The organism is Frankia sp. CeTa3Moorea (genome assembly GCF_978021225.1).
In genome coordinates, this window is sequence record NZ_CDXDOR010000008.1 from 32,772 (window position 1) to 56,969 (window position 24,198).

Genomic DNA, 24,198 nt, shown 5'->3' on the forward strand with positions numbered 1-24,198 from the left:
AGAACAGCCGGATCCTCATCCACCAGCCGTCGGCGCAGGGCGAGGGCCAGTCGAGCGACATCGAGATCCAGGCGCGGGAGATCCTGCGGATGCGGTCCCTGCTGGAGCGGATGCTCGCCGTCCACACCGGCAAGAAGGAAGAGGACATCCGCAAGGACATCGAGCGTGACAAGATCTTCAGCGCCGACGAGGCCAAGGAGTACGGCCTGATCGACGAGGTCATCAAGACCCGGAAGTCCTCCCGGCTCGCCACCGCTCGCTGAGGTGCCGGGCCGGCGGTCCGACCCCGCGGTCGGAGCCTCGCGAGGCGTGACGTTTCGCGAGGCCGGCACGCGGTCGTCGGCCGTCGGCCGCTACCACACCCGACGCGCCGACGCGGTGAAACCCGGTCAGCAGTTTTCGTCCGTGACGCGATGGCCTAATGGGACTGCGTGGACGGGCGAGGACGGCCAAGGTGACCGTAGGCTGACCGGTATGAGCCGAGCGATTGGGCTCTCACCGGACGGCTCGGCGGGGTACCGTCCCCACGGGGATGGTTGCAGGCAGACACGCGACGACTGGGCGGTGTCAACCGCCCCTGACATGCAGGCGACACCATCGTCTGGACGAAGGGACTGAGTCCTCGGTGGCACGCATCGGTGATGGCGGTGACCTGCTCAAGTGCTCGTTCTGCGGTAAGTCGCAGAAGCAGGTGAAGAAGCTCATCGCCGGCCCTGGCGTCTATATCTGCGACGAGTGCATCGATCTCTGTAACGAGATCATCGAGGAGGAGCTGTCCGAATCCTCCGAGCTCAAGTGGGACGAACTGCCCAAGCCACGCGAGATCTACGAGTTCCTCGACAGTTACGTGGTGGGGCAGGAGACGGCGAAGAAGACCCTCTCCGTCGCGGTCTACAACCACTACAAGCGGGTCCAGGCGGGCGGATCCAGCGGTGACGGGAGCAAGGGCGAGGTCGAGCTCGCGAAGAGCAACATCCTGCTGCTCGGGCCGACGGGCTGCGGCAAGACGCTGCTCGCCCAGACTCTCGCGCGAATGCTCAACGTCCCGTTTGCCATCGCCGATGCCACCGCGCTGACCGAGGCGGGCTACGTCGGGGAAGACGTCGAGAACATTCTGCTCAAACTCATTCAGGCCGCCGACTATGACGTCAAAAAGGCCGAGACCGGGATTATCTACATCGACGAGGTCGACAAGATCGCCCGGAAGTCGGAGAACCCGAGCATCACGCGGGACGTGTCCGGTGAGGGCGTGCAACAGGCCCTGTTGAAGATCCTCGAAGGCACCACGGCCAGCGTGCCGCCACAGGGCGGGCGCAAGCACCCGCATCAGGAGTTCATCCAGATCGACACGACGAACGTGCTGTTCATCGTGGGCGGGGCGTTCGCCGGGCTCGACCGGATCATCGAGTCGAGGATCGGCAAGAAGTCGCTGGGGTTCCGCGCCGTACTGCACGGCAAGGACGACCCGGACGGATCCGACGTCTTCGGCGACATCATGCCCGAGGACCTGCTGAAGTACGGCATGATTCCGGAGTTCATCGGCCGGCTCCCGGTGATCACCAGCGTGTCCAACCTGGATCGGGAGGCGCTGATCCGCATCCTCACCGAGCCGAAGAACGCCCTCGTCCGCCAGTACAAGCGACTGTTCGAGCTGGACAGCGTCGATCTCGACTTCACCTCGGACGCGCTCGAGGCCATCGCGGACCAGGCGATCCTGCGTGGGACCGGTGCCCGCGGGCTGCGAGCGATCATGGAAGAGGTCCTGCTCTCGGTGATGTACGACATCCCGAGCCGCAAGGACGTGGCCCGGGTCGTCGTCACCCGCGAGGTCGTGCTGGAGCACGTCAATCCGACGCTGGTCCCGCGCGACGTCGTGTCCAAGCGGCCTCCCCGCCAGGAGAAGTCGGCCTGACGGCGCCCACCCGGCGCCCACTCAGTGCATCCCGTGCGTCGGGTCCAGCGCGGTCAGGGTCCGGCGGGCCTCAGCCAGATGGTAGAAGGACCCGGTCACCAGGATCGCCCCACCCGGCCCCGCCGCGTCCCGCAGGGCGTGGCGGACGGCGCAGCCGACGTCGGAGGCGGCGTGGGCCGGCATCGCCCGCGCCCGCGCCGCGGAGACCAGGCGCTCGGCGTGGATGGCCCGCGGTGACGCCGGTTCGCAGGCGATCAGCGAGCTGATCGGTTGGTGGCGCAGTTCCGCGAGAGTCCCCTCGTAGTCGTGACCGCGCAGCGCCCCGTAGACGATGGTCCACTCCCGCCCGGGGAACTCCTCACCCAGGGACCGGGCGAGCGCCGCGCCCGCTGCCGGGTTGTGCGCCCCGTCAAGCACGCACAGCGGCTGTGCGCGCACGATTTCCAGGCGTCCCGGCGCCCGGACGCCCCCGAGACCGGTCCGGACCACGGCGTCGGGGAGGGGATGACCGGCGAAGGTCTCCACGGCGGCCAGGGCGCACGCCGCGTTGGCATCCTGATAGGCACCGTGCAGGGACAGCCGCACGTCGTCGTAGCGCGCCTGCGGGGTGCGGAAACCGCCCCGTCGACCCGCCGCGTCCGGGTGGCCGGCGACCGCGGCGAAGTCCCGGCCCAGCCGCAGGATATCCGTGGCCGGGGTCCGGGCGAAGATGTCGTAGAAGCGGGGGTCCACCTCGCCGAGCACCAGGTGACTGCCGGGCTTGACGATCCCGGCCTTCTCGCGGGCCACGCCCGCCATACTCCCGGCGTAGTCCAGATGATCCGCGCCGATGCTGGTGACGACCGCGACCCGCCCGTCGGCGATGTTCGTGGCGTCCCAGCGGCCGAGCAGGCCCACCTCGACCACGGCGACGTCGACGGCCAGGTCGGCGAACCATCGGAAGGCGGTGGCCGTCAGCAGCTCGAAGAAGGTGGGCCGTCCGCTCATCGGGGCGGCCGCGTCCAGGACGGTGCCCACGCAGCGTCCGAACTCCTCGTCGCCGATCGGTCGGCCGTCGACGACCAGGCGCTCGTTCACCCGCTCCAGATGCGGACTGGTGTACAGCCCCACCCGCAGCCCCGCCGCGCCCAGCAGCGCCGAGATGATCCGCGCCGTCGAGGTCTTGCCGTTCGTGCCGGTCAGATGGATCAGCGGAACCGCCCGGTGCGGATCCCCGAGCCGGCCCGCCAGCTCCCGCATCCGGTCGAGGCTCGGCACCGGCCGACCCGCCGGCATCGTCTGCTTCTCGAGATCCACCGTGTTGTTCAGGGCGGCCCACGCCGACTCGTACGTCCACTTCACAGGCTGGTTCCACTTCACCGGCTGGTTTCGCCCTCCTTCGACCTGGGGTCGACAGTAGTCCGCGGGAGTCTGCGGGCAGGTGCGCCGGACGCGTCCTCTGCGGGGGAGCGCGGGCACCTGCGCGGGCACTTGCGTGGGCGGGAGTGAACCCGGTGGACCCGTACCATCGGGGATGTGACAGGCGCCGCCGGGACCACCGGAACCACCCATGCTCCTGATCACGAGCGGGAGGGCCCACACGCGTTCGCGGCCGAGTGCTCCCGGCGCCGCGAGGTCCGCGCCCGGCCGGGCTTCGACCGGCTGAGCCGTCTGCTGGATCTGCTCGGCCAGCCGCAGCGGGCCCTTCCGAGCATCGTGGTGACCGGCTCGGTGGGGAAGAGCTCCACGGTGTCGGCGATTACCGCGCTGCTGCACTCGTTCGGCATCCGCGCGGGATCGTTGAGTTCGCCGGGCTGGTTTGGGGCCGAGCAGCGGGTGGGGCTGGCCGGCGCCACGATCGATCCCGACGTCCTCGGCCGCGCCTACGCCGATATCGCGCCGTACCTGCCGCTGATCGAGGACGACGGCCGGCTGAGCGCCTTCGAGCTGCTTGCCGCCGTGGTCTTCGCCGCCTTCGCCGACGCTCCCGCCGACCTCGCCGTGATTGAGTCCGGCTGGGACGACGCCGGCGAGCTGAGCGCACTGCTCGACGCGCCGGTGTCGGTCGTCACCCCCGTGGCGGTGGGCGAGCGGGAGCCGGCGGCGGGCCTGGACCGGATCACCGCGCGGACGGCGGGGGTCATCCGCGCCGATACCCTGGTCGTGCTGGCCCAGCAGGTCCTGCCCGCCGCGCAGGCGCTGCTGCGGCGCGCCGCCGAGACCGGGGCGACGGTCGCCCGGGAGGGGCTGGAGTTCGGCGTACTCGGCCGGCAGGTGGCTGTCGGGGGGCAGATGATCACACTGAAGGGGCTGGGCGGCACCTACGAGGAGATCTTCCTGCCACTGCACGGCGCGCATCAGGCCCACAACGCAGCGGTCGCGCTGGCCGCGGTCGAGGCGTTCCTCGGCGGCGGGCGCAACCAGCTCGACGTCGATGCGGTCCGCGCCGGTTTCGCCGAGGTGGACTCCCGGGGCCGGCTGGAGGTCGTCCGCCGGTCCCCGACGATCATTCTTGACGTGGCCGACTCGCCCGTGGCGGCGGGCGCGCTGGCCGCGGCGCTCGACGAGGCGTTCACCTTCGACGTCCTCGTCGGGGTCATCGCCATCGAGCGCGAGGTCGAGGGCGCCGCGGCTCGGGACGGTGCCGCCGCTCGGGACGGTGGTGGCGGGCGGGATGCGGCGGAGCTCCTGGCCGTCCTGGAGCCGGTCCTGAACACGGTGGTGGTCACCGCCGGTGCCGGGCCCGGATCGCTGCCGGTCGACGGTCTCGCCGCGGTCGCCGTGGGTGTCTTCGGTGCCGACCGGGTGGAGGTCGTACCCCGGTTGGACGACGCGATCGACGCCGGGGTGCGCCTCGCCGAGGAGGACGCCGATCTGGGGGGCGCCGGCGTGGTGATCACTGGTTCGGCATCTGTCGTGGGTCGGGCCCGGGCGTTGCTGCGCCCGTGACACGTCCTCCTGGGTTTCCCGACATGTTCCCGACGCGTTCCTGATGCGGTTGCAGGGTGTTTCCGGGACGCCGCGGTCCCGTCACGGTGCGGGCGTGGGCACCCTGTAAGTTGACGGGGGATCCTTGGGTCCCTCGTCAAGGACGACGAAGTCGATGATCGAGAAGGAGTACCGTGTCCGTCGAGCGCACCCTCATCCTGGTCAAGCCCGATGGCGTCAGCCGTGGCCTCGTCGGTGAGATCGTCGGCCGGCTCGAGCGCAAGGGGCTCACTCTGGTGGCGCTCGAACTGCGCACGCTGGAGCGGTCCGTCGCCGAGACGCACTATGGCGAGCACGCCAGCAAGCCGTTCTTCGGTGAACTGGTCGACTTCATCACCTCCGGGCCGCTGGTGGCCCTCGTGGCCGAGGGGCCGCGTGCGGTGGAGGCGTCGCGTGGGCTGATCGGCGCGACCGATCCGGTCAAGGCCGCGCCCGGCTCGCTGCGTGGGGACTACGCGCTGGAGATTGGCCAGAACCTCGTGCACGGCTCGGACTCGCCGGAGTCCGCCAAGCGGGAGATCGACCTCTTCTTCCCGGGCCTGAGCTGACCGCGTAGCCGTTCACACCGACCGGGGCGTTCCCGAGACGTCCCGAGATGCCCCGAGACGCCGCCGGTCGGATTTCGGGTGGCCTCTCAGGGCCTGGCCGGGACCGTAGGCGTGTCGCCCTCATGATTCGTGGGTGTGCGCAGGGCGGTTCCGGCCCAAGGGTGACACGAAACCGGCCCATCACCGACCGGGGCGGCGAGGGGCCCGGTGTCGGTCTACCCTTCAAGTACTTGCCCGGAGCGTGTCCGGTGGGTCGCGGTAACCGACAGGGTCGTGGTCGGTGGCCGTGGTCGAATCCCCGGTGGGCGCCTGGGTCGTCCTGTTCGATCTACGAACTCTGTACGTGTTCCACGCGCTTCTCCGGCTCCTCGGTAGGCCGTGCCTGTCGGTCACGCCGGAGGCGGCCAGGACCGCATCCCCCGGGAAGGTCGGTACCCGACGATGTCCAGTTCGCTGTCGTTCCTCGGTCGTGACATGGCCGTCGACCTCGGTACCGCCAACACGCTGGTGTACGTGCGTGGCCGCGGGATCGTCCTCAACGAACCGAGCGTGGTCGCGATCAACACCACCACCTCGGGCATTCTCGCCGTCGGAACCGATGCCAAGCGGATGATCGGCCGGACGCCCGGCAACGTGGTGGCCGTGCGGCCGCTGAAGGACGGCGTCATCGCCGACTTCGAGACGACCGAGCGGATGCTGCGCTACTTCATCCAGAAGGTGCACCGGCGGCGCCATTTCGCCAAGCCCAGGCTGGTCGTGTGCGTGCCCTCCGGCATCACGGGAGTGGAACAGCGGGCCGTGAAGGACGCCGGCTACCAGGCCGGCGCCCGAAAAGTCTACATCATTGAGGAGCCGATGGCCGCGGCGATCGGCGCTGGTCTGCCGGTGCACGAGCCGACCGGCAACATGGTCGTGGACATCGGTGGGGGCACCACCGAGGTCGCCGTGATCTCACTGGGCGGCATCGTCACCAGCCAGTCGATCCGCACCGCCGGGGACGAACTCGACGTCGCGATCATCTCCTACGTCAAGAAGGAGTACTCGCTGATGCTCGGCGAACGCACCGCCGAGGAGATTAAGATGGCGATCGGGTCGGCGCACAAGGTTCCCGACGAGCCCAGCGCCGAGATCCGTGGGCGCGACCTGATCACTGGACTGCCGAAGACGATCGTGGTGACGGCGGAGGAGATCCGCAAGGCGATCGAGGATCCAGTCAACGCGGTCATCGACGCGGTGAAGGTGACCCTCGACCGCTGCCCGCCGGAGCTCTCCGGCGACATCATGGACCGCGGCATCGTCCTCACCGGCGGCGGGGCGCTGCTGCGCGGTCTCGACGAGCGGCTGCGGCAGGAGACCGGCATGCCGATCCACATCGCGGAGAATCCGCTGCATTCGGTTGCAATGGGGTCGGGCAAGTGCGTGGAGGAGTTCGAGGCCCTACAGCAGGTACTGATCTCCGAGCCGCGGCGCTAGGCGGTTGCGCAGGGCCCTTGCCGATCCCTTCCCATTGGACCGATCCTTTCCCATTGGAATAGCCGGAGCGGCGCCTGGTGCCGCGTGGCCGTCGCCGCGTGGCACCGGATCGCGCAAGAGTGTGTTCGGAGGGTGTTGTGGGCCGTGGCACGAGGCGATCCCGCCTGGTGATCGTCGCCCTGCTCATCGTCGCCTTCACCCTGATCACCCTGGACTACCGGACCGGGAGATCGGCCACCGGAGCACACGGGGTCCTGCACTCGATCTTCGGGGGGGTCGAGAACGGCGTTACGACGGTCACCCGCCCGATCGGCCGGACCGTCTCCTCCCTGACGCACCCGAACCGCTATCACGACCGGGCGGACCGACTCGCGGAGGAGAACGCCCGCCTGCGCCGCCAGATCGCCGACGACGCCGAGATCGGCCGGATGTCGACCGAACTCGCAGATCTTCGTTTGCTGGCAGATAAGGGCCAGTACACCGTCGTGCCGGCAAAGGTGATTGCGGTCGGTGACGTGACGGGGACGGACTGGACCGTCACCATCAACGCCGGCAGGGCCGACGGCATCGTGGTCGACAAGACCGTGCTCAATGCCGACGGGCTGGTCGGCACGGTGTCCGGCGTGACCGAGCACACCGCAATCGTCCGGCTGGCCTGCGACCCGGGCAGTCACATCGGAGCCCGGCTCGAACGCACCCAGCTGCTCGGTGCCGTGGTCGGTGGGCAGGGACCAAGCACGTTGACCTTCACGCTGTACGACGCCTCGTACCGGGTGCAGAAGGGCGATCGGCTGGTCACCTTTGGCAGCCTCGACTACGTCGCCGGCGTCCCGATCGGTGCAGTCACCAAGGTCACCGACGTCGATGGTCTGTCGCGGACCGCCGAGGTCAGACCGTACGCGTCGGTCGGCACTCTGGACCTGGTCGGAGTGGTGGTTGGCAAGCCACCGGCTGACCCCGGCGACCGGGTACTGAAGCCCAGGCCGGTGCCGACCGAGCCGGCTGCGCCTGTCCCGCCGGCCCCGCCGTCCCCCACTGCCGGGTCGCCGGTGGGGGGATCACCGGCCGGGGCGGCATCCGGTGTCCGGGGCGGAGCGGGTTGAGCGTGATGTGGGGCACCGCCGGCCCTGAGGAGACCCTGCGCGGGCGCGCCGTCGTGGCCGCGGTCGTGCTCCTGACCGTCGCCCTGATCCTCCAGGTCTCCGTGATTGCCCGGTTGGGCCTGCCCGGCGGCCGGCTCGACCTCATGCTCGTCCTGTTGGCGGCGATCGCGCTGATCGAGGGGCCGCTGCTCGGCGCGGTCGCCGGCTTCGTGGCGGGATTGCTGGCCGATCTGTCCTCCACCCATGTTCTCGGTCAGACTGCTCTCGTTTTGTGTCTGATCGGTTACGCTGTCGGACTGGCGATGGATGCGGCGGAGCGGTCGGTGGTGGTTCCCCTGGCGGCGATCGGTGGGGCGAGTGTGCTGGGCACTCTCGGGTACGCCGCCACCACCTCGATCCTCGGTGAGGCGGCGTTGACGGGAGGTCAGGCTGTGCTGCGGGCGTTGGCGGCCGGCGTCTACGCCCTCCTGCTCACCCCGTTCCTGTTCCCGTTGCTGCTCGCGGGCTCCCGGCGGCTGGCCGGCGGTCGGCGGCGGGAGTCGCGATGAACGACCGGGTGCGGGTCCGCGTCCTGCTGCTGCGCGTGCTGGTCGTCTCCCTGCTCATCACACTCGGCGCGCGGCTGTGGGTACTCCAGATCCTGGACGGTGACCGGTACCGCCGGGTCGCCGAGACCAACCGGGTCCGCGAGGTGGTGACGCCCGCGACCCGGGGGATGATCCTTGACGATAAGGGGCAGGCCCTCGTCCGCAACCGTACGTCGCTGGTCATCTCGGTGAACCGGTCGACCACGGATCGGCAGGCCGACCAGGGCCGGGCCGTCCTCGCCCGCCTCGCCGCGGTGATCGGCACCCCCGTGGACGAGCTCGCCCGGCGGATCCGGTTCTGTAGCGCCCAGGTGAAGCCGCCCTGCTGGAACGGATCGCCCTACCAGCCGGTACCGGTCGCCAAGGACGTCAGCCCGCAGCAGGCCCTCGCCGTCATCGAACATCCCGACCGCTTCCCCGGCGTCTCCGCCGACCTGCAGGCCGTCCGCGAGTACCCGCATGGCGCGCTGGCCGCGCACGAGCTGGGCTATCTCGCGCCGGTCAGTCAGGACCAGCTCGACAAGCAGGGGGATGAGAAGGGCTACCACCTCAACAGCCTGATCGGCGTTGCCGGCCTGGAGAGCACCTATGACGACGAGCTGCGCGGCACCGACGGGGTGGAACGCCTGGAGGTGGACCGGTTCGGCCGGGTGGCCGGTACCGCGTCGACCACCGCGCCGCTCAGCGGTGACCACCTGGTGCTCAACCTTGACCTCGACGTGCAGCAGGCGGTCGAGCAGGCGCTGACGGACACGATCAACAAGCTCGGGGGCGGCCCGCGCACCGCTTCCGCGGTCGTGCTGGACGTGCGCACCGGCGGGGTGGTCGCGATGGCGAGCCTGCCGTCCTACGACCCGTCGGTCTTCGTCGGCGGGGTCTCGGAGAACGACTACCGGGCGCTGTCCGATCCCGCGAACGGCATCCCGCTGCTCTCGCGGGCCTACCAGGGGTCGGGGGCGGCCGGCTCCACCTTCAAGGCCATCTCCGCCGCCGTCGCCTTGCAGAACCTGGGCGCCAAGGGGAACGACCTCTACGACTGCGCGCCCAGTCTGCAGATCGGTGACCAGGTCTTCCACAACTTCGACGGCCAGTCGGCCGGTCCGATCACCCTGCACCAGGCGCTGGTCATCTCCTGTGACGTCATCTTCGACAAGTTCGCCTACGACGCCTGGCTCGCGGACGGCGGGCTGCGCAACGGCCGTGGGCCCTACTCCGCCCCGAAAGAGTACTTTGTCAGGATGGCCCAGGCGATGGGCTTGGGCCGGACCACCGGGCTGGACCTGCCCGGCGAGACGCGGGGCTTCGTCGTCGACCGCGCCGGCGCCAAGGCGATCTGGGCGGAGCTCAAGGACTCCTACTGCCGGCGGGCCAAGAACGGCTACCCGGAGGAACCCGACCCGGCCAAGGCCGAGCGGTACCGCAAGTACGCCGCCGAGGCGTGCGTCGACGGCTATCTGTACAACGCCGGTGCCGCTGCCCAGTTCGCGATCGGCCAGGGCCAGTACCTGTCGCTGAGCCCGCTGCAGCTCGCCGTCGCCTATGCGGCCATCGCCAACGGCGGCACCCTGTACAAGCCCACCCTCGCCAAGGCCACCGTGTCTCCGGACGGCAAGGTCGTCAGGACCTTCGCGCCGCGCCGGGCCGGGACGCTGCCGGTCTCACCGGAGAACCTTGCTTACATCCGGGACAGCCTGCGGGGGGTGACGACGGAGGGCGGGGGCACCGCCACCGGCGTCTTCGCGGACTGGCCGAGCGACGTCGTCCCGATCGCGGCAAAGACCGGAACCGCCGAGGTCGAGGGCAAGGGGGACACCTCCTGGTTCGCCTCCTTCGCGCCGGCGAACGACCCCCAGTTCGCCGTCGTGGTCACCATCCCGGACTCCGGGACCGGCGCGGAGTTCGCGGCTCCGGTGGCCAAGCAGATCTACCAGGCGATCTACGGTGTCGGCCGGCCGGCGGCGATGCCGGGTGGGAAACCGCCGGCCGAGCCGCCGAAGCTCAACCGGGACGGGACGATCGCGGCGTCGTCACCGCAGCCCGCCCCCGCGACGCCGACATCGCCGGCCGGATCGGCGCCGGTCCTGGCCGGCCCCCTGTCCGGTACCAGCGGCGCGGGCGCGACGGCGACGGGCCGGGCACCACCCTGACGGCCACCTTGTGCCGTGAGGGCGGGGCCTCGGGATGAGGTGGGAGCCCAGGATGTGAATGTCGCGTCGGCGTGACGGTGGTGGCGGGAGGCGCAGTGGTAGACGAAGCGGGACCCACCGCACTTCGATCGTCTCCGGTGCCCATCCGGGGGCGGATCGGGCACCTGCGGGAGAGGGCTTCCGGACCCCACTCGCCGCTGCGCCGGCTCGACTGGCCGCTGCAGCTCTGCGTCATCGCGTTGTCCGTTCTCGGTGCTCTGCTGGTCTGGTCGGCGACCCGCCAGCGGCTCAGCGAGGCGGGCAGTGATCCCAACACCTTCCTCGATCGGCACCTGCTGAACCTGGCCATCGGGCTGGTGCTCGGCGCGGTTGCGACCGTCATCGACTACCGGGCGGTGCGGGCCTACGCGCCCTTCGTCTATCTCGGCTCGCTCGTCGGGCTCGTCGCGGTACTCCCGTTCGGTTCGACGATCAACGGCGCGCACTCGTGGATTGTGCTGCCTGCCGGCTTCCAGCTGCAGCCGTCCGAGTTCGCCAAGGTGGCGCTCGTGGTCGGCGTGGCGATGATCTTCGGTGAGAAACACGAGGACCGGCACACGGGAGTCCGGCGCGGCGCCCCCGGCCACGGTGACGTGCTGCTCGTGCTCGGGCTCACCGTGGTCCCGACCGGCTTGATCATGTTGCAGCCGGACTTCGGTACCGTCATGGTTCTGGTCTTCACCACCCTCGGCATGCTGGCGGTCAGCGGCGCGCCGCGCCGATGGGTGCTGGGGCTGATCCTCTGCGGTGTGCTGCTCGGCGGCGCGATCCTCCAGTTCCACCTCCTGAAGCCGTATCAGGAGGCCCGGCTGACCTCGTTCGTCTCCGAGAACAAGGCATCGTCCGGCACGGGCTACAACGTCGACCAGGCGATGATCGCGATCGCCAACGGCGGAATCTCCGGACGGGGCCTGCTGCACGGCCAGCAGACCCAGGGCCAGTTCGTCCCCGAGCAGCAGACGGACTTCGTGTTCAGTGTCGCGGGGGAGGAGCTGGGATACCTCGGGGCTGGCGGAATCATCGTGCTGCTCGGCGTGGTTCTGTGGCGGGCCCTGTCAATCGGCTTCGGCTCGCAGGACTCCTTCGGCACGCTCGTCGCCACCGGGGTCGTCTCCTGGTTCACCTTCCAGGCGTTCGTCAACATCGGCATGTGCCTGGGCATCATGCCGGTCACCGGCCTGCCGTTGCCTTTTCTCTCTTACGGCGGTTCGTCGATGTTCGCAAACATGATCGCTGTCGGGCTCCTGCAGAACGTGCGGCTGCGATCCCGATCGGACCCGTATGCCTCCTGAGCCCGCCCGGCCGCGTTTCTCTGGCCGGCCGAGCGTCGAGGTGGACCTGGCGCGTGCCGTAGGCTCGCATGCATGTCCGGACAGTCGCTGTTCGCTCGCCTGGAGCCGCTGCTCCCGCGGGTGCGAAGGCCCGTGCAGTACGTTGGGGGCGAGGGCAACTCCACGGTCAAACCCTGGGACTCCGCTGCCGTCCGCTGGTGCCTGATGTATCCGGACGCCTACGAGATCGGCCTGCCCAACCAGGGGCTGCAGATTCTGTACGAGATTCTCAACGAGCAGCCGGATGTGCTCGCCGAGCGCACCTACTCGGTGTGGCCGGACCTGGAAGCGTTGCTGCGCGAGCACGGGCTGCCGCAGTTCACGGTGGACGCCCACCGCGCGGTGGGCGATTTCGACCTGTTGGGCGTCAGTTTCGCCACCGAGCTCGGGTATACCAACCTGCTGACGGCACTCGATCTTGCCGGGATCTCGTTGCACGCGGCCGAGCGCACCGACGCTGATCCGCTGGTCATCGCGGGGGGGCATGCCGCCTTCAATCCCGAGCCGATCGCCACGTTCGTCGACGCCGTCGTGCTCGGCGACGGCGAGCAGGCCGTGCTGGGCATCACCGACGTGGTTCGCGCCTGGAAGGCGGCCGGGAGTCCCGGTGGCCGGGGCGAGCTGTTGCGCCGGCTGGCCCGTCGGCGCCTGGTGTACGTGCCGGCGTTCTACGACGTCTCCTACCGGCCCGACGGCCGTATTCGGTCGGTCACCCGCAACCGGGACGACGTGCCGGTCCGGCCGAGCAAGCACACGCTGTCCGATCTCGACTCCTGGCCGTATCCGAAGGCTCCGCTGGTCCCGCTCGCCGAGACGGTGCACGAGCGGATGAGCGTGGAGATCTTCCGCGGCTGCACCCGGGGCTGCCGGTTCTGCCAGGCCGGGATGATCACCCGTCCGGTGCGTGAGCGTAACATCGCCACCATCGGTGCGATGGTCGACGCGGGGCTGCGCGCGACGGGATTCTCCGAGGTCGGCTTGCTGTCGTTGTCGAGCGCGGACCACACCGAGATCGGCGAGATCGCCACCGGTCTCGCCGACCGGTACGAGGGCACCAACGTCTCGTTGAGCCTGCCGTCCACCCGGGTGGACGCCTTCAACGTCACGCTCGCGAACGAGTTCTCCCGTAACGGCCGGCGTAGCGGGCTGACCTTCGCCCCTGAGGGCGGTTCCGAGCGGCTGCGCCGGGTCATCAACAAGATGGTCAGTGCCGAGGACCTGGTCCGCACCGTCAGCACCGCTTACGCTCACGGCTGGCGGCAGGTGAAGCTCTATTTCATGTGCGGCCTGCCGACCGAGACCGACGAAGACGTGCTGGAGATCGCCGACCTCGCCCGGGAGGTCATCCGGGCCGGTCGGCGGGTCAGCGGGCAGCGCGACATCCGCTGCACCGTGTCGATCGGCGGGTTCGTGCCCAAGCCGCACACCCCGTTTCAGTGGGTGGGGCAGGCACCGCACGAGGTGACCGACGCTCGGCTGAAGCTGCTCCGTGATGCGGTGCGCGCCGATCGTGAGGTGGGTCGGGCGATCGGTTTCCGTTACCACGACGGTCGGCCTGGCATCATCGAGGGCCTGCTGGCTCGCGGTGACCGCCGGGTGGGTGCGGTGATCGAACGGGTCTGGCGGGACGGTGGCCGCTTCGACGGCTGGAACGAGTACTTCTCGTTCGAACGCTGGGAGTCCGCCTGCGCGGCGGAGCTCGGACCGCTGGGGGTGTCGCTGGACTGGTTCACCACCCGCGAGCGTGACGAACGCGAGGTGCTGGCCTGGGATCACCTCGACGCGGGCCTCGACCGGGACTGGCTGTGGGCCGACTGGCAGGAAGCGCTGAGCGGGAATGAGCTCGATGACTGTCGCTGGACACCCTGCTACGACTGCGGGGTCTGCCCGACGATGGGCACCGACACCCAGATCGGCCCGACCGGACGTCGACTGCTCCCCGTGCTTGCGGTGTCGAACCTCCAGGGCCCCGGGTCCGGGCAGGCCGAGCGACCGCAGCCAGCCGTTCAACCCGATCCCGCGACCGCGTCGCGGCTCGCCCCGGCTCCGGTGGGCAGTGGCGCGGCGACCTGAGGGACCGCCGCCTCCGCCGGTGGTCGAACGGGTGCGACTTCGTTTCGCGAAGCGGGGCCGGCTGAGATTCCTCTCACATCGGGACGTGGCGCGCACGTTCGAGCGCGCGTTGCGCCGAGCCGGGGTCCCGATGGCTTATTCGGCGGGATTCAGTCCGCATCCGCGGATCTCGTGGCTGGGTGCCGCGCCGACCGGGGCGGCCAGTGAGGCCGAATACGTCGAGCTGGCCCTGGCGGCCTCGGTCGATCCGGATGCGCTGCGGGTCGGCCTGGACGCCGTTCTTCCGCCGGGGCTGGACGTGCTCGCGTGCCGCCGGGCGGAAGGCGGCGGCCTCGCCGAGCGGATCGACGCCTCGCGGTGGTCGGTACGGCTGCCGGGTGCCTCCGCTCCGGAGGTCTCCGCCGCCGTGCGGGAGCTGTTGCGCCGCGATGTGGTCGAAGTTGAGCGGGCGACGAAGGACGGCCGGCGACGGTTCGATGTGCGCGCGGCAGTGGTCTCCGCCGTTTGCCGCGCAGAGAACGACACGTGTGCGATACTAGAGATGGTCGTGCGGCACACGACGCCCGCTGTACGACCAGACGACGTGCTGACCGCCCTAGGCGTGGTAGCCGGCCTGCGCTCGTCGGTGCCGCCCGAGCCCACCCGGCTCGAACAGGGCCGACTGCGCGAGGACGGCACTGTGGCGGACCCGCTGGCGCAGGACCGCAACGGCGCTGGCCGGCTGGTGGGTTGAACCTCAGCGTGTTGCAGGGCGTCGCAGGATTCCCGGCGGTACCCGCGCCGGACCGAGACAGCGGCTTCTGCGCGGTCGCGACTGCATGAGCAGCGCGCCCGGGAGCCCGAGAGGCTTCTTAACCCGTGCCCGACGACGATCTGACTATCCAGACTGAATCTGAGCCCACCCGACCGGCAGCGCGTAGGCGCAGGGCCGCGGGACGAGCGGCAGGCCCACCCGTCGATGAGCATGTCACCGCCGGGCCGAGCGTGACCGATGTGGCGCCAGCCGGGAATCCGGTTCCGGACCCGGCCGTCGCCCAGGTCCCGGGCGGGCCCCTTCCAGACGAGACCTCCGGCGACGCGCCCTCGACCACCCCGGTCGGCGAACCAGTTCCGGTCGATAAACCCGCCACCGTCGAATCCGTCACTGTCATCCCGGCCCCGCACGACACGGCGGAGGCCACCGGACCGGTGCCGGCGCGGCGCGCCCGGGTGGCACGCAGCCGCCGCGCGGTGCGTGAGGTGACCGAGGTGGCGGTCGCCCCTCCCGCCGAGGATGCCCCTCCCGCCGAGGAGGTGTCGCGGGACGTCGTATCGCCGGACGTCGCTGCGAAGCCGAAACGGACCAGGGCCCGTCGTGCCATCGCCGGACTGATGACGCCCGCTGCCGCGGTGCCGGACCCGGCCGGTGCGACCGCCCTCGGTCCGGCGATGCCGGATGTCGGTGCGACCGGGTCCGTCGGTGTACCCGCGGGTTCGACCGCCGCCGTGGCGTCGGCTCCCGACACGCCCGGGCCCGCGGACACGCCCGGGCCCGCGGAACCGGAGTCCGCGCAGCCCGGGACCGATGAGCCCGGCGTCGCCGAGCCGGTGGCCCGGGAGTCGACCGCCGAGTCGAGCTCTGCTGAGTCGAGCTCTGCCGAGCCCGAGGTCGGCAGCACCCGGAGCGCGGTGACAAAGGCCAGGCGGGCGACCGCTCCGACCTGGGCCGGGATCCATAACGAGCCGGTCGTCGAGCCGGCGATCCGTCCCGTGCTCCGGCGACCGGTCGCCATGGTGACCTTCCAGGCTCCCGAACCGGCGGTCGTGGAGGCTCGCTGGCGGCGTGCCGCCGAACTCGGATCCGCCGCCACCGCGGTGGACTCCGTGGCGGGCACGGCGTTCCCGTCCGCCGAGCGGCAGCATGCCGAGGCACCGGCTCATCCCCGGGACGAGGCGGACGTGGTCACCGATCCCGACATGACCGATCCCGACATGACCGATCTTGACACGACCGATCTTGACACGATGGGCGACCTCGCGGGCGGCGAGGAGGACAGCGAATTCGACGACGACCCGGACGGGGGCGGCTCGGCCTCCACCCGCCGTCGGCGCCGTGGTCGCCGTGGTCGTGGTCGGGCCCGGGGCGACGAGGACGGCGTGGAGTCCGGCCCGGAGGACGGCGTCGCGGCCGCGGACGACACGGGTCGCGAGGGTGTGGCGCAGGACGCGGACGGTGCGGACGGCTCGTCCGCGGCCGGGCAGGGAACCGGGTCGGTGCCGGCCGGCGCGTCGGATGAGGGCGCCGAGACGCCCCCCGGCGCGGCGGAGGAAAACGCCGAGCGTGACGGTGAGGACGAGGACGACCGGCTGGGAGGGGCCCGCCGCCGCCGCCGGCGGCGGCGGCGCGCCGGCGGCGACGAGCCGGCGCTCGCCGACGACCCGCCGAACACGGTCGTCCACGTCCGGGAGACCCGCAAGGACGAGGACCTGGTCCGGGGGCTGAGCGGGTCCACCCGTCTGGAGGCCAAGCGTCAGCGGCGCCGGGAGGGCCGCGACAGCGGTCGGCGTCGGCCGCCGATCGTCACCGAGGCGGAGTTCCTGGCCCGGCGGGAGTCAGTCGAACGCCGGATGGTCGTCCGCCACGCGGGGGACCGCACCCAGATCGCCGTGCTGGAGGACGGGGTACTCGTCGAGCACTTCGTGACCCGGGCGAGCTCGGCGTCCTACGCGGGCAACATCTACCTCGGCCGAGTGCAGAACGTGCTGGCCAGCATGGAGGCGGCCTTCGTCGACATCGGCAAAGGACGCAATGCCGTCCTCTATGCCGGCGAGGTCAACTACGACGCCTCCGGGCTGGACGGTCGGCCCCGCAAGATCGAGCAGGTGCTCAAGTCCGGCCAGTCGGTCCTGGTCCAGGTGTCCAAGGATCCGATCGGGCACAAGGGCGCGCGGCTCACCAGCCAGATCAGCCTGCCGGGGCGGTACCTGGTGTTCGTCCCGGACGGGCAGAACGCCGGGATCAGCCGCAAGTTGCCGGACACCGAACGAGCCCGGCTCAAGAGCATCCTGAAGAAAATCACGCCGGAGGACGGCGGGGTCATCGTGCGCACCGCCGCCGAGGGTGCCAGCGAGGCCGAGCTGGAACGCGACATCGAGCGGCTCGCCGCCCAGTGGGAGGACATCGAGCGCAAGGCGAAGAAGGCGTCGGCGCCCTCGCTGCTCTACGGCGAGCCGGACCTGGTCGTCCGGGTGATCCGGGACATCTTCAACGAGGACTTCACCGAGCTGGTCGTCCAGGGCTCGGGTGAGGCCACCACGATCGAGGAGTACATCGACACAGTGGCTCCCGATCTGCGGCCGCGGATCCGCCGCTACACCGGAACCGGTGACGTTTTCGCCGAGTACCGGGTAGACGAGCAGCTCGCCAAGGCCCTCGACCGCAAGGTCTGGCTGCCCTCGGGTGGATCGCTCGTCATCGACCGGACTGAGGCGATGACGGTCATCGACGTCAACACGGGCAAGTTCACCGGCAAGGGCGGCAATCTCGAGGAGACGGTCACCAAGAACAACCTGGAGGCCGCCGAGGAGATCGTCCGTCAGCTGCGGCTGCGGGATATCGGTGGCATCATCGTCATCGACTTCATCGACATGGTTCTGGAGAGTAACCGGGAACTGGTCCTGCGCCGGCTCACCGAGTGCCTTGGCCGGGATCGTACCCGGCACCAGGTCGCCGAGGTGACCAGCCTCGGGCTGGTCCAGATGACCCGCAAGCGGGTGGGGCAGGGCCTGCTGGAGGCTTACAGCGAGCCGTGCGTGCACTGCAACGGCCGAGGGGTGGTCATCCACCTCGACGGCGGCAGCGGTGCACACGCCGCAGTCGGCGTGCCGAGCGGGACCATCGTGTCCGGTGCCGGTCAGCCGACTCCGGTGGCGGTGCCCGCGCCCGCGCCGGCGGAGGGGCCCGGGTCCGGTCGTCGGGCCCGCTCCTCGTCCACGCGTGCCGTGTCCACGCGTGCCGTCGATGGCCCCGCGATCATCGCCGCCGCCGCGTCGGCCGGGCCCACGTCCGTATCCGAAGCCGAGGCGTCCGCCGGGTCCGGCGAACCTGGTGGATCCAGCGAACCCGGCGGATCCGTCGCATCATCGACGCCTGGCGCCGCGGAGAACGTCGCCGTGGCGGCCGGCGAGGGTGCGATGGCCGGCGAGGGTGCGATGGCCGGCGAGGGCGTCACCGCCGCGGATACGGTGCCCGCGCCCGCGCATGCGGCCGACAGCGCGGCAGGGCCGGCGGACGTGGCCGCGGCTGCCGCCGCCCCGGGACTCGTGGCAGCCGGCTCCCCAACTGGGTCGAACGGGCATGTGCCCGTCGGCGGTGGCTCCGGCGCGGGCGGCTTCGAGGATGCCCTGCCGCCGGTGTACGCCAACTCCGATGATCCCGACAGCCTCGCGACCGCGGACAACGCCTTGCCCACTGCGGGCAAACCGGCCCGGGGCCGACGGCGGCGGGCCTCCCGGCCGGTGTCCAAGCCGGCCGAGTCGCTGGAGTCCGTGCCCTCGGCGGAGCCCCCGAGCTGATCGAGGCCTGGCGGAGAGCCGGACCGGCCGTTCAGGCGGCGGTCGGCCCGGCCCGACTCGGACCGGCGGCCGGGCCCGGGCGCACGAGCCCGCGGCCGGCATTCTCCCGCAGCAGCAGATCGAGGGTGGTCCGGGAACGGGACAGGGCTACCTCGACTGCCTGACGGGCCCGTCCTGGATCGCCCATCTGCAGGGCATAGGAGGCGATGGTCAGCGACTGCACCAGATCGTCCTGATCGGCGAGGCTCGGGCTCATCCGACCGCGTAGGACCGGCTCGTCGGCCGTGTAGGCCGCATCGGCGGGGTCGGCCGCGTCTCCTGCGTCTCCCGCCTCGAGACCACCGGGCGGCCGGCCTTCCGTCCCGGAATCGGGCAACCCCCAAGCGGATGGACCCCGTCGGCGCAGCGCGATCCATCCGGCCGCGGCCGCGGTGCCCAGCGTCCAACAGGCGCCTGCCCAGGGCGGTAGGCCGGCGAAGGCCGTGAGGGTGAGACCGACGACGACCAGCACGGTCAGCGCGCCCGTCGCGGCGGGGACCGTGCCGGGAACCGAGCCATAACGACGGGCGGCGGTGGCCGCCGGGCGGCAGACGACGGCCAGAGCGACGGCGGTACCGGCCCCTGCGGCCCAGACCACCAGCTGCCAGTACATCCTCGTCACCCCCGACGCGATCTCATTCCCGGCGTCGAAGCCTCACGATCCATCGTGGAACTCCGCCAGGTGGACGTTCCATGCTTCTCCCTCCTCGGCGGCCTACACCATGGCCCGTCCGGGTCATCCCTGGATATGACCCGGACGAGCGGGGCGAGGACCCGCGATGAGATTCGCCCGGCGGGGCCCCGTCGCGTGCGGGATGCGTGACTGCCATGCGGGGGATGCGCGGGACGGAATGGGCGGTATGCGGCGGGCGGTCCTCCGCCCCACTCCCGATGACCTGTAAGGTGGAGTCCGCATGCTCATCCGGACTGAGTGATGCTCGCTATCGGGCAATGCTCGCTGGATGACCGCCGATCGGCCGCGTTCCGGTCGATCGCGGCCCATGCGCACCCAAAGCTCCGCGGGGAACGCCGTTCCGGGTTCCGTGCGGTCACAGCGGCATAACAACAGCAGGGAGATCTGGTGTACGCGGTCGTTGCCAGCGGCGGCAAGCAGCACAGGGTCGCCGTCGGCGATGTCGTCGACGTCGAGCTCCTTCCCGGAGAGCCGGGCGCGGCCGTGAACCTTCCGGCGCTCCTGCTCGTCGATGGCGAGTCGGTCACCCACGACGCTGACGCTCTCGCGTCCGTCGCGGTCACCGCCGAGGTCGTCGGCGTCGTCAAGGGTCCGAAGATCCGGATCCACAAGTTCAAGAACAAGACCGGCTACCACAAGCGCCAGGGTCACCGCCAGAAGCTGACGCGTCTCAAGGTGACCGGCATCGAGACCGGGAAGGCCTGAGCGGGATGGCGCACAAGAAGGGCGCGAGTTCCTCGCGCAACGGGCGGGATTCGAACGCGCAGCGGCTGGGCGTGAAGCGCTTCGGCGGTCAGTACGTGAAGGCCGGCGAGATCATCGTTCGTCAGCGCGGGACCCATTTCCACCCGGGTGAGCTGGTCGGGCGCGGTAAGGACGACACGCTGTTCGCGCTCTCGCCCGGGCACGTGCAGTTCGGTCACCGGCGGGGCCGTCGGGTCGTGAATGTGGTGGCCGAGGCTGCGGTACCCGCCTGATCTGGTTGTCAAGGCCACGCTGTCGGTTCGACGGCGTGGCCTGGGCCGCCGTCAGGTGGCGATCTCGGCGATCACCGGTGAGCCAGCAGCCGCGCGTACCACCGCCCTTCCGAGCGTGGTTGCGCGGCTTTGGTGCGTCTCTCGCAGGGAGGGATGTGGAGAGGAGGCGGTGATGCCGACGTTCGTCGACCGGGTGGTGCTGCACGCGGCGGCCGGGGACGGCGGTCATGGTTGTGCCTCCATCCACCGGGAGAAGTTCAAGCCGCTGGGCGGGCCGGACGGTGGTGACGGCGGCCGGGGTGGTGACGTCCGCCTCGTGGTGGACCCGAGCGTGACCACCCTGCTCGACTTCCACTTCCATCCGCATCAGCGCGCCTCCCGGGGACGCCCCGGCCAGGGGTCGAACCGGCACGGAGCGGACGGTGCGGACCTCGTCCTCCCGGTGCCGGACGGGACCGTCGTGCTGACGGAGGACGGCGAGCAGATCATCGACCTGGTCGGACCGGGCAGCGCGTTCGTACTGGCCCGCGGCGGCCGTGGGGGGCGGGGCAACGCGGCGCTCGCGTCGGCCCGCCGCAAGGCCCCCGGGTTCGCCGAACTCGGCGAGCCCGGCGAGCAGCTCGACGCCGTGCTGGAACTCAAGACCGTGGCCGACGTCGCGCTCGTCGGTTTTCCCAGCTCCGGCAAGTCCTCCCTGGTGTCGGTGCTCAGCGCGGCCAAGCCGAAGATCGCCGACTATCCCTTCACCACGCTGGTGCCCAATCTCGGTGTGGCGCAGGCGGGTGATCATCCGCCCTACACGGTCGCGGACGTCCCCGGCCTGATACCGGGCGCCAGCGAGGGACGCGGGCTGGGCTTGGAGTTCCTCCGGCACATCGAACGCTGCTCGGTGATCGTGCATGTGCTGGACTGCGCCACCCTGGAACCGGGCCGTGATCCGATGACCGACCTCGACGTCATCGAGGCCGAGCTCGCCGCCTACTCCGCCGATCTGTCTGACCGTCCCCGGCTGGTCGTCCTCAACAAGATCGACATTCCGGACGCCGCGGAGCTCGCGGAGCTCGTCGCCCCCGAGCTGCGAGCCCGTGACCTCGCGGTCTTCGCGGTGAGTACCGCGACCCGACGTGGCGTGCACGCGCTGTCCCTGGCCCTGGCCGACATCGTCGCCCAGCACCGGGCGGCCGCGCCGGCCCGGGCGGCGACCCGCATCGTGCTGCGTCCCCGCGCGGTGAACGAGCCCGACTTCACGGTGCGCCCCCTCGGTGACGGTTTCCTGATCACCGGGTCGAAGCCCGAGCGCTGGGTGCGGCAGACCGACTTCACCAACGACGAGGCGATCGGCTTTCTCGCAGACCGGCTCGCCCGCCTCGGCGTGGAGAAGGAGCTCGCCCGCCTCGGCGCCACCGCGGGAGTGGAGGTGACCATCGGCGAGGTCACGTTCGACTGGGAGCCGACGCTGAGCGGCGGCGGGCTGGGTAACGGCGGGCTGGGCGGCGATGATCAGCCGGGTGTCGACGGGCTCGCCGAGACCGGTCTGGGTGGTCGCGGGCCGGCCGGCACCGCGGTCGCCGGTGCGGCACCGTCACCCGGCCGAGGTGGGGACACGGGTTCCCCAGTGTCCCTCGGGCCGCGCGGGACCGACGACCGGTTGCGGGCCTCGGTGCGGTTGACCCGGGCCGAACGGATGGCTCGCCGCGCCGCCGTCGCCGTCGACCCGGCGGTACGAGGAGAACCGGCGGTACGAGGAGAAGAAGAAGGATGAAGGCGTGCGTCCGTTCGTGACCGACGCGCGCCGGGTCGTCGTCAAGGTCGGTTCGTCCTCGCTGACGACGGCCGTCGGCGGGCTGGACGCCGACCGGCTCGAGGCGCTGGTGGCCGCGGTGCTGCCCCGGGCCGGACAACAACTGGTGCTGGTGTCCTCCGGGGCCATCGCCGCGGGTCTCGCCCCGCTCGGCCTGGCCCGGCGGCCGCGTGACCTCGCCACCCAGCAGGCGGCGGCGAGCGTCGGCCAGAGCTCGCTCGTACACAGTTACGCGGCGGCGTTCGGACGGGCCGGTCACCAGGTCGGCCAGGTGCTGCTGACGGCGACCGACGTGATCCGCCGCACCCACTACCGCAACGCCCGGACCGCGCTCGACCGGCTGCTCGAGCTCGACGTCATCCCGATCATCAACGAGAACGACGCGGTGGCCACCCAGGAGATCCGGGTCGGCGACAACGACCGGCTCGCCGCGATCGTCGCCCATCTCGTGTCGGCGGACCTGCTGGTGCTCCTGTCTGACGTGGACGGCCTGTACGACGCCAACCCCCGGCTGGGTCCGGCGACCATGGTGCGCGAGGTGCGTTCGGACACCGACCTGGACGGGCTGACCGCCCGGGGCACGGGCACCGCCGGTGTCGGGGTCGGCGGGATGGCCACCAAGATCGAGGCAGCTCGGATGGCGGCCTCCGGCGGCGTCACGGCGATCATCACTTCGGCCGCGAACGCCGCACCGGTGCTGCGGGGGGACGAGGTCGGCACCGTCTTCCACTCCACCGGGCCGCGTCGGGCCTCCCGCCTGCTCTGGCTGGCGCACGCGACCGCCCCCGAGGGCCGGCTGCACTTGGACTCCGGGGCGGTGGCCGCGGTGGTACGGCGGCGGGCGTCGTTGCTGCCCGCCGGGATAACCGGCGTGGAGGGGGACTTCGCCGCCGGGGACCCGGTGGACCTGGTCGACCCCGACGGGCGGTCCGTGGCGCGGGGGCTCGTCGCCTTCGACGCGGCGGAGCTGCCCGTGATGCTCGGGCGTTCGACGGCCGACCTCGCCATGGAACTCGGACCGTCGTACGAACGTGAGATCGTCCACCGCGACGATCTCGTGCTGCTGCTGCCGGCCCGCTGACCCGGCCGGCTATCTCACCCGGCCCGGGCTGAGGTGCCAGCCAGGCGCGCCGGCCCGTTTCCCGGCCCAGGACGAGCCGTTTCCCGGCCGGGACAAGGCCGTCCAGATAGCCCCATCCATATAATTAGACATATCGGCTGGGGAGGATGGCTTGGACGGCGATATTCCAGTGGAAACCGGCGACTATCGTGCCTCGTTTCCCGGAATTCGAGAGAGCCCATCAACAGCTCTCTCCCGGCATTCCGCCCCGGCTACCCGGAAAGTTGCCGATAAAACTGAAAAGGCCTCGGCGCAAAAAATGGCGACGGCGGCGAATAACGTTTCCGGAGTCGGGTAACCTTCCCTCGGCGGGCAAGAGGTCGCATCTGTTGAGAGAGGTTATTTCGTCATGAGAATGCGTAAGACCGTGGGTCTCTTCGCCTCGGCCGGAGCCGCCGGCGCGCTGACGCTGGCATCGGCCCTTCCCGCGAGCGCGGATCTGAACAGTTCGAACGTCTTGATCGGCGGCGTCGCCAGGTGCCCGGCCAGCGCCGCGGTGGGCGTGGCGGTCCGCACGACGGCCGGCGAGTTCGACTCGTCCGGCGTCGGCGCCGGCGGCTTCTACAGCCTGAGCCTCCAGCAGGTTCCGGTGGCCGGCACAAGCGTCACCTTCAGCGTCCAGTGTTCCGACAACTCGGACAACTACAGCCGTACCTTCCCCCTCCAGAGACCGTTCAGTGGAAAGTCGGTCACCATAAACCTGTTCTCGTAGCCGGACATCTCCGTTGAAGACTCGATGAAATGATCCGATCCCTGGTCCGTCTGGCAATGCCGAAACGGCCACCACCGGAATCCGGTGGTGGCCGTTTCCCGATCCCGGGTCCTGGCCTGGG

At 70.6% G+C, this 24,198-nt stretch carries 19 protein-coding genes; 17 read left to right on the forward strand and 2 right to left on the reverse strand.

Annotated elements, in window-relative coordinates; all coding sequences use genetic code 11:
• Both AC08OV_RS03090 and clpX read left to right on the forward strand, forming a co-directional pair.
• The coding region (locus tag AC08OV_RS03090; protein ID WP_476612526.1) for an ATP-dependent Clp protease proteolytic subunit at window positions 1-263 on the forward strand (263 nt) is incomplete at its 5' end.
• A gap of 362 nt (window positions 264-625) precedes the next feature.
• Entirely contained in the window at window positions 626-1,912 is a 1,287-nt protein-coding gene (gene clpX, locus AC08OV_RS03095) for an ATP-dependent Clp protease ATP-binding subunit ClpX (RefSeq protein ID WP_462186098.1), read from the forward strand.
• 21 nt (window positions 1,913-1,933) lie between these two features.
• On the opposite strand, the gene AC08OV_RS03100 is transcribed toward clpX, so the two are convergent.
• Entirely contained in the window at window positions 1,934-3,253 is a 1,320-nt protein-coding gene (locus AC08OV_RS03100) for a bifunctional folylpolyglutamate synthase/dihydrofolate synthase (protein ID WP_476612527.1), read from the reverse strand.
• A gap of 174 nt (window positions 3,254-3,427) precedes the next feature.
• Here AC08OV_RS03100 and AC08OV_RS03105 point away from each other — a divergent pair, with 174 nt between their 5' ends.
• The 10 genes from AC08OV_RS03105 to AC08OV_RS03150 all read left to right on the forward strand — a co-directional run bounded on the left by AC08OV_RS03105 (window position 3,428) and on the right by AC08OV_RS03150 (window position 18,734).
• Window positions 3,428-4,840: a glutamate ligase domain-containing protein gene (locus AC08OV_RS03105; RefSeq protein ID WP_476612528.1), complete on the forward strand. Its 1,413-nt coding sequence runs from the start codon at window positions 3,428-3,430 to the stop codon at window positions 4,838-4,840.
• A 173-nt stretch (window positions 4,841-5,013) separates the two neighbouring features.
• Complete coding sequence (gene ndk / locus AC08OV_RS03110) at window positions 5,014-5,427, forward strand: nucleoside-diphosphate kinase (protein ID WP_476612529.1); 414 nt, start codon at window positions 5,014-5,016, stop codon at window positions 5,425-5,427.
• Window positions 5,428-5,868: 441 nt separating this feature from the next.
• Window positions 5,869-6,900 carry a rod shape-determining protein gene (locus AC08OV_RS03115; RefSeq protein ID WP_011435655.1) on the forward strand — a complete coding sequence of 344 codons (1,032 nt, stop codon included), beginning with the start codon at window positions 5,869-5,871 and terminating at the stop codon, window positions 6,898-6,900.
• 137 nt (window positions 6,901-7,037) lie between these two features.
• Entirely contained in the window at window positions 7,038-8,003 is a 966-nt protein-coding gene (mreC, locus tag AC08OV_RS03120; RefSeq protein WP_476612530.1) for a rod shape-determining protein MreC, read from the forward strand.
• A 5-nt stretch (window positions 8,004-8,008) separates the two neighbouring features.
• On the forward strand, window positions 8,009-8,551 hold the full coding sequence (gene mreD, locus AC08OV_RS03125; RefSeq protein ID WP_476595339.1) for a rod shape-determining protein MreD: 543 nt from the start codon (window positions 8,009-8,011) through the stop codon (window positions 8,549-8,551).
• Window positions 8,548-10,737, forward strand: a complete 2,190-nt coding sequence (gene mrdA / locus AC08OV_RS03130; protein WP_476612531.1) for a penicillin-binding protein 2 — start codon at window positions 8,548-8,550, stop codon at window positions 10,735-10,737. Before mreD ends, mrdA begins: the two co-directional genes overlap by 4 nt.
• A gap of 95 nt (window positions 10,738-10,832) precedes the next feature.
• Window positions 10,833-12,068, forward strand: a complete 1,236-nt coding sequence (gene rodA / locus AC08OV_RS03135; RefSeq protein ID WP_476612532.1) for a rod shape-determining protein RodA — start codon at window positions 10,833-10,835, stop codon at window positions 12,066-12,068.
• Between the two features lie 72 nt (window positions 12,069-12,140).
• On the forward strand, window positions 12,141-14,180 hold the full coding sequence (locus tag AC08OV_RS03140) for a TIGR03960 family B12-binding radical SAM protein (protein WP_476612533.1): 2,040 nt from the start codon (window positions 12,141-12,143) through the stop codon (window positions 14,178-14,180).
• Complete coding sequence (locus tag AC08OV_RS03145; RefSeq protein ID WP_476612534.1) at window positions 14,164-14,913, forward strand: TIGR03936 family radical SAM-associated protein; 750 nt, start codon at window positions 14,164-14,166, stop codon at window positions 14,911-14,913. Before AC08OV_RS03140 ends, AC08OV_RS03145 begins: the two co-directional genes overlap by 17 nt.
• Before the next feature lie 251 nt (window positions 14,914-15,164).
• Window positions 15,165-18,734 (forward strand): Rne/Rng family ribonuclease, encoded by a 3,570-nt coding sequence (locus AC08OV_RS03150; RefSeq protein ID WP_476619265.1) that lies wholly within the window; start codon window positions 15,165-15,167, stop codon window positions 18,732-18,734.
• A 31-nt stretch (window positions 18,735-18,765) separates the two neighbouring features.
• Here AC08OV_RS03150 and AC08OV_RS03155 read toward each other — a convergent pair whose 3' ends face one another.
• Window positions 18,766-19,386 (reverse strand): MFS transporter, encoded by a 621-nt coding sequence (locus AC08OV_RS03155; RefSeq protein WP_462202589.1) that lies wholly within the window; start codon window positions 19,384-19,386, stop codon window positions 18,766-18,768.
• A 468-nt stretch (window positions 19,387-19,854) separates the two neighbouring features.
• Here AC08OV_RS03155 and rplU point away from each other — a divergent pair, with 468 nt between their 5' ends.
• The 5 genes from rplU (at window position 19,855) to AC08OV_RS03180 (ending at window position 24,077) form a co-directional block, all read left to right on the forward strand.
• Window positions 19,855-20,172 (forward strand): 50S ribosomal protein L21, encoded by a 318-nt coding sequence (rplU, locus tag AC08OV_RS03160; RefSeq protein WP_462186089.1) that lies wholly within the window; start codon window positions 19,855-19,857, stop codon window positions 20,170-20,172.
• Window positions 20,173-20,177: 5 nt separating this feature from the next.
• Window positions 20,178-20,444 (forward strand): 50S ribosomal protein L27, encoded by a 267-nt coding sequence (gene rpmA / locus AC08OV_RS03165; RefSeq protein ID WP_462186088.1) that lies wholly within the window; start codon window positions 20,178-20,180, stop codon window positions 20,442-20,444.
• Window positions 20,445-20,616: 172 nt separating this feature from the next.
• The gene (gene obgE / locus AC08OV_RS03170; protein ID WP_476612536.1) at window positions 20,617-22,206 is read left to right on the forward strand and encodes a GTPase ObgE; all 1,590 of its coding nucleotides are present in this window, start codon (window positions 20,617-20,619) and stop codon (window positions 22,204-22,206) included.
• A gap of 4 nt (window positions 22,207-22,210) precedes the next feature.
• Entirely contained in the window at window positions 22,211-23,326 is a 1,116-nt protein-coding gene (gene proB / locus AC08OV_RS03175) for a glutamate 5-kinase (RefSeq protein WP_476592190.1), read from the forward strand.
• Between the two features lie 388 nt (window positions 23,327-23,714).
• Complete coding sequence (locus AC08OV_RS03180) at window positions 23,715-24,077, forward strand: hypothetical protein (protein WP_476612537.1); 363 nt, start codon at window positions 23,715-23,717, stop codon at window positions 24,075-24,077.
• Window positions 24,078-24,198: the final 121 nt, after the last annotated feature.

What these genes read in the sequence shown, in the direction of transcription:
- AC08OV_RS03115 (WP_011435655.1), top strand. Translation starts at nt 5,869, where the DNA reads ATGTCCAGTTCGCTGTCGTTCCTCGGTCGTGACATGGCCGTCGACCTC.
- mreD (WP_476595339.1), top strand. Translation starts at nt 8,009, where the DNA reads ATGTGGGGCACCGCCGGCCCTGAGGAGACCCTGCGCGGGCGCGCCGTC.
- mrdA (WP_476612531.1), top strand. Translation starts at nt 8,548, where the DNA reads ATGAACGACCGGGTGCGGGTCCGCGTCCTGCTGCTGCGCGTGCTGGTC.
- AC08OV_RS03140 (WP_476612533.1), top strand. Translation starts at nt 12,141, where the DNA reads ATGTCCGGACAGTCGCTGTTCGCTCGCCTGGAGCCGCTGCTCCCGCGG.
- AC08OV_RS03155 (WP_462202589.1), bottom strand. Translation starts at nt 19,386, where the DNA reads ATGTACTGGCAGCTGGTGGTCTGGGCCGCAGGGGCCGGTACCGCCGTC.
- rpmA (WP_462186088.1), top strand. Translation starts at nt 20,178, where the DNA reads ATGGCGCACAAGAAGGGCGCGAGTTCCTCGCGCAACGGGCGGGATTCG.
- obgE (WP_476612536.1), top strand. Translation starts at nt 20,617, where the DNA reads ATGCCGACGTTCGTCGACCGGGTGGTGCTGCACGCGGCGGCCGGGGAC.
- AC08OV_RS03180 (WP_476612537.1), top strand. Translation starts at nt 23,715, where the DNA reads ATGAGAATGCGTAAGACCGTGGGTCTCTTCGCCTCGGCCGGAGCCGCC.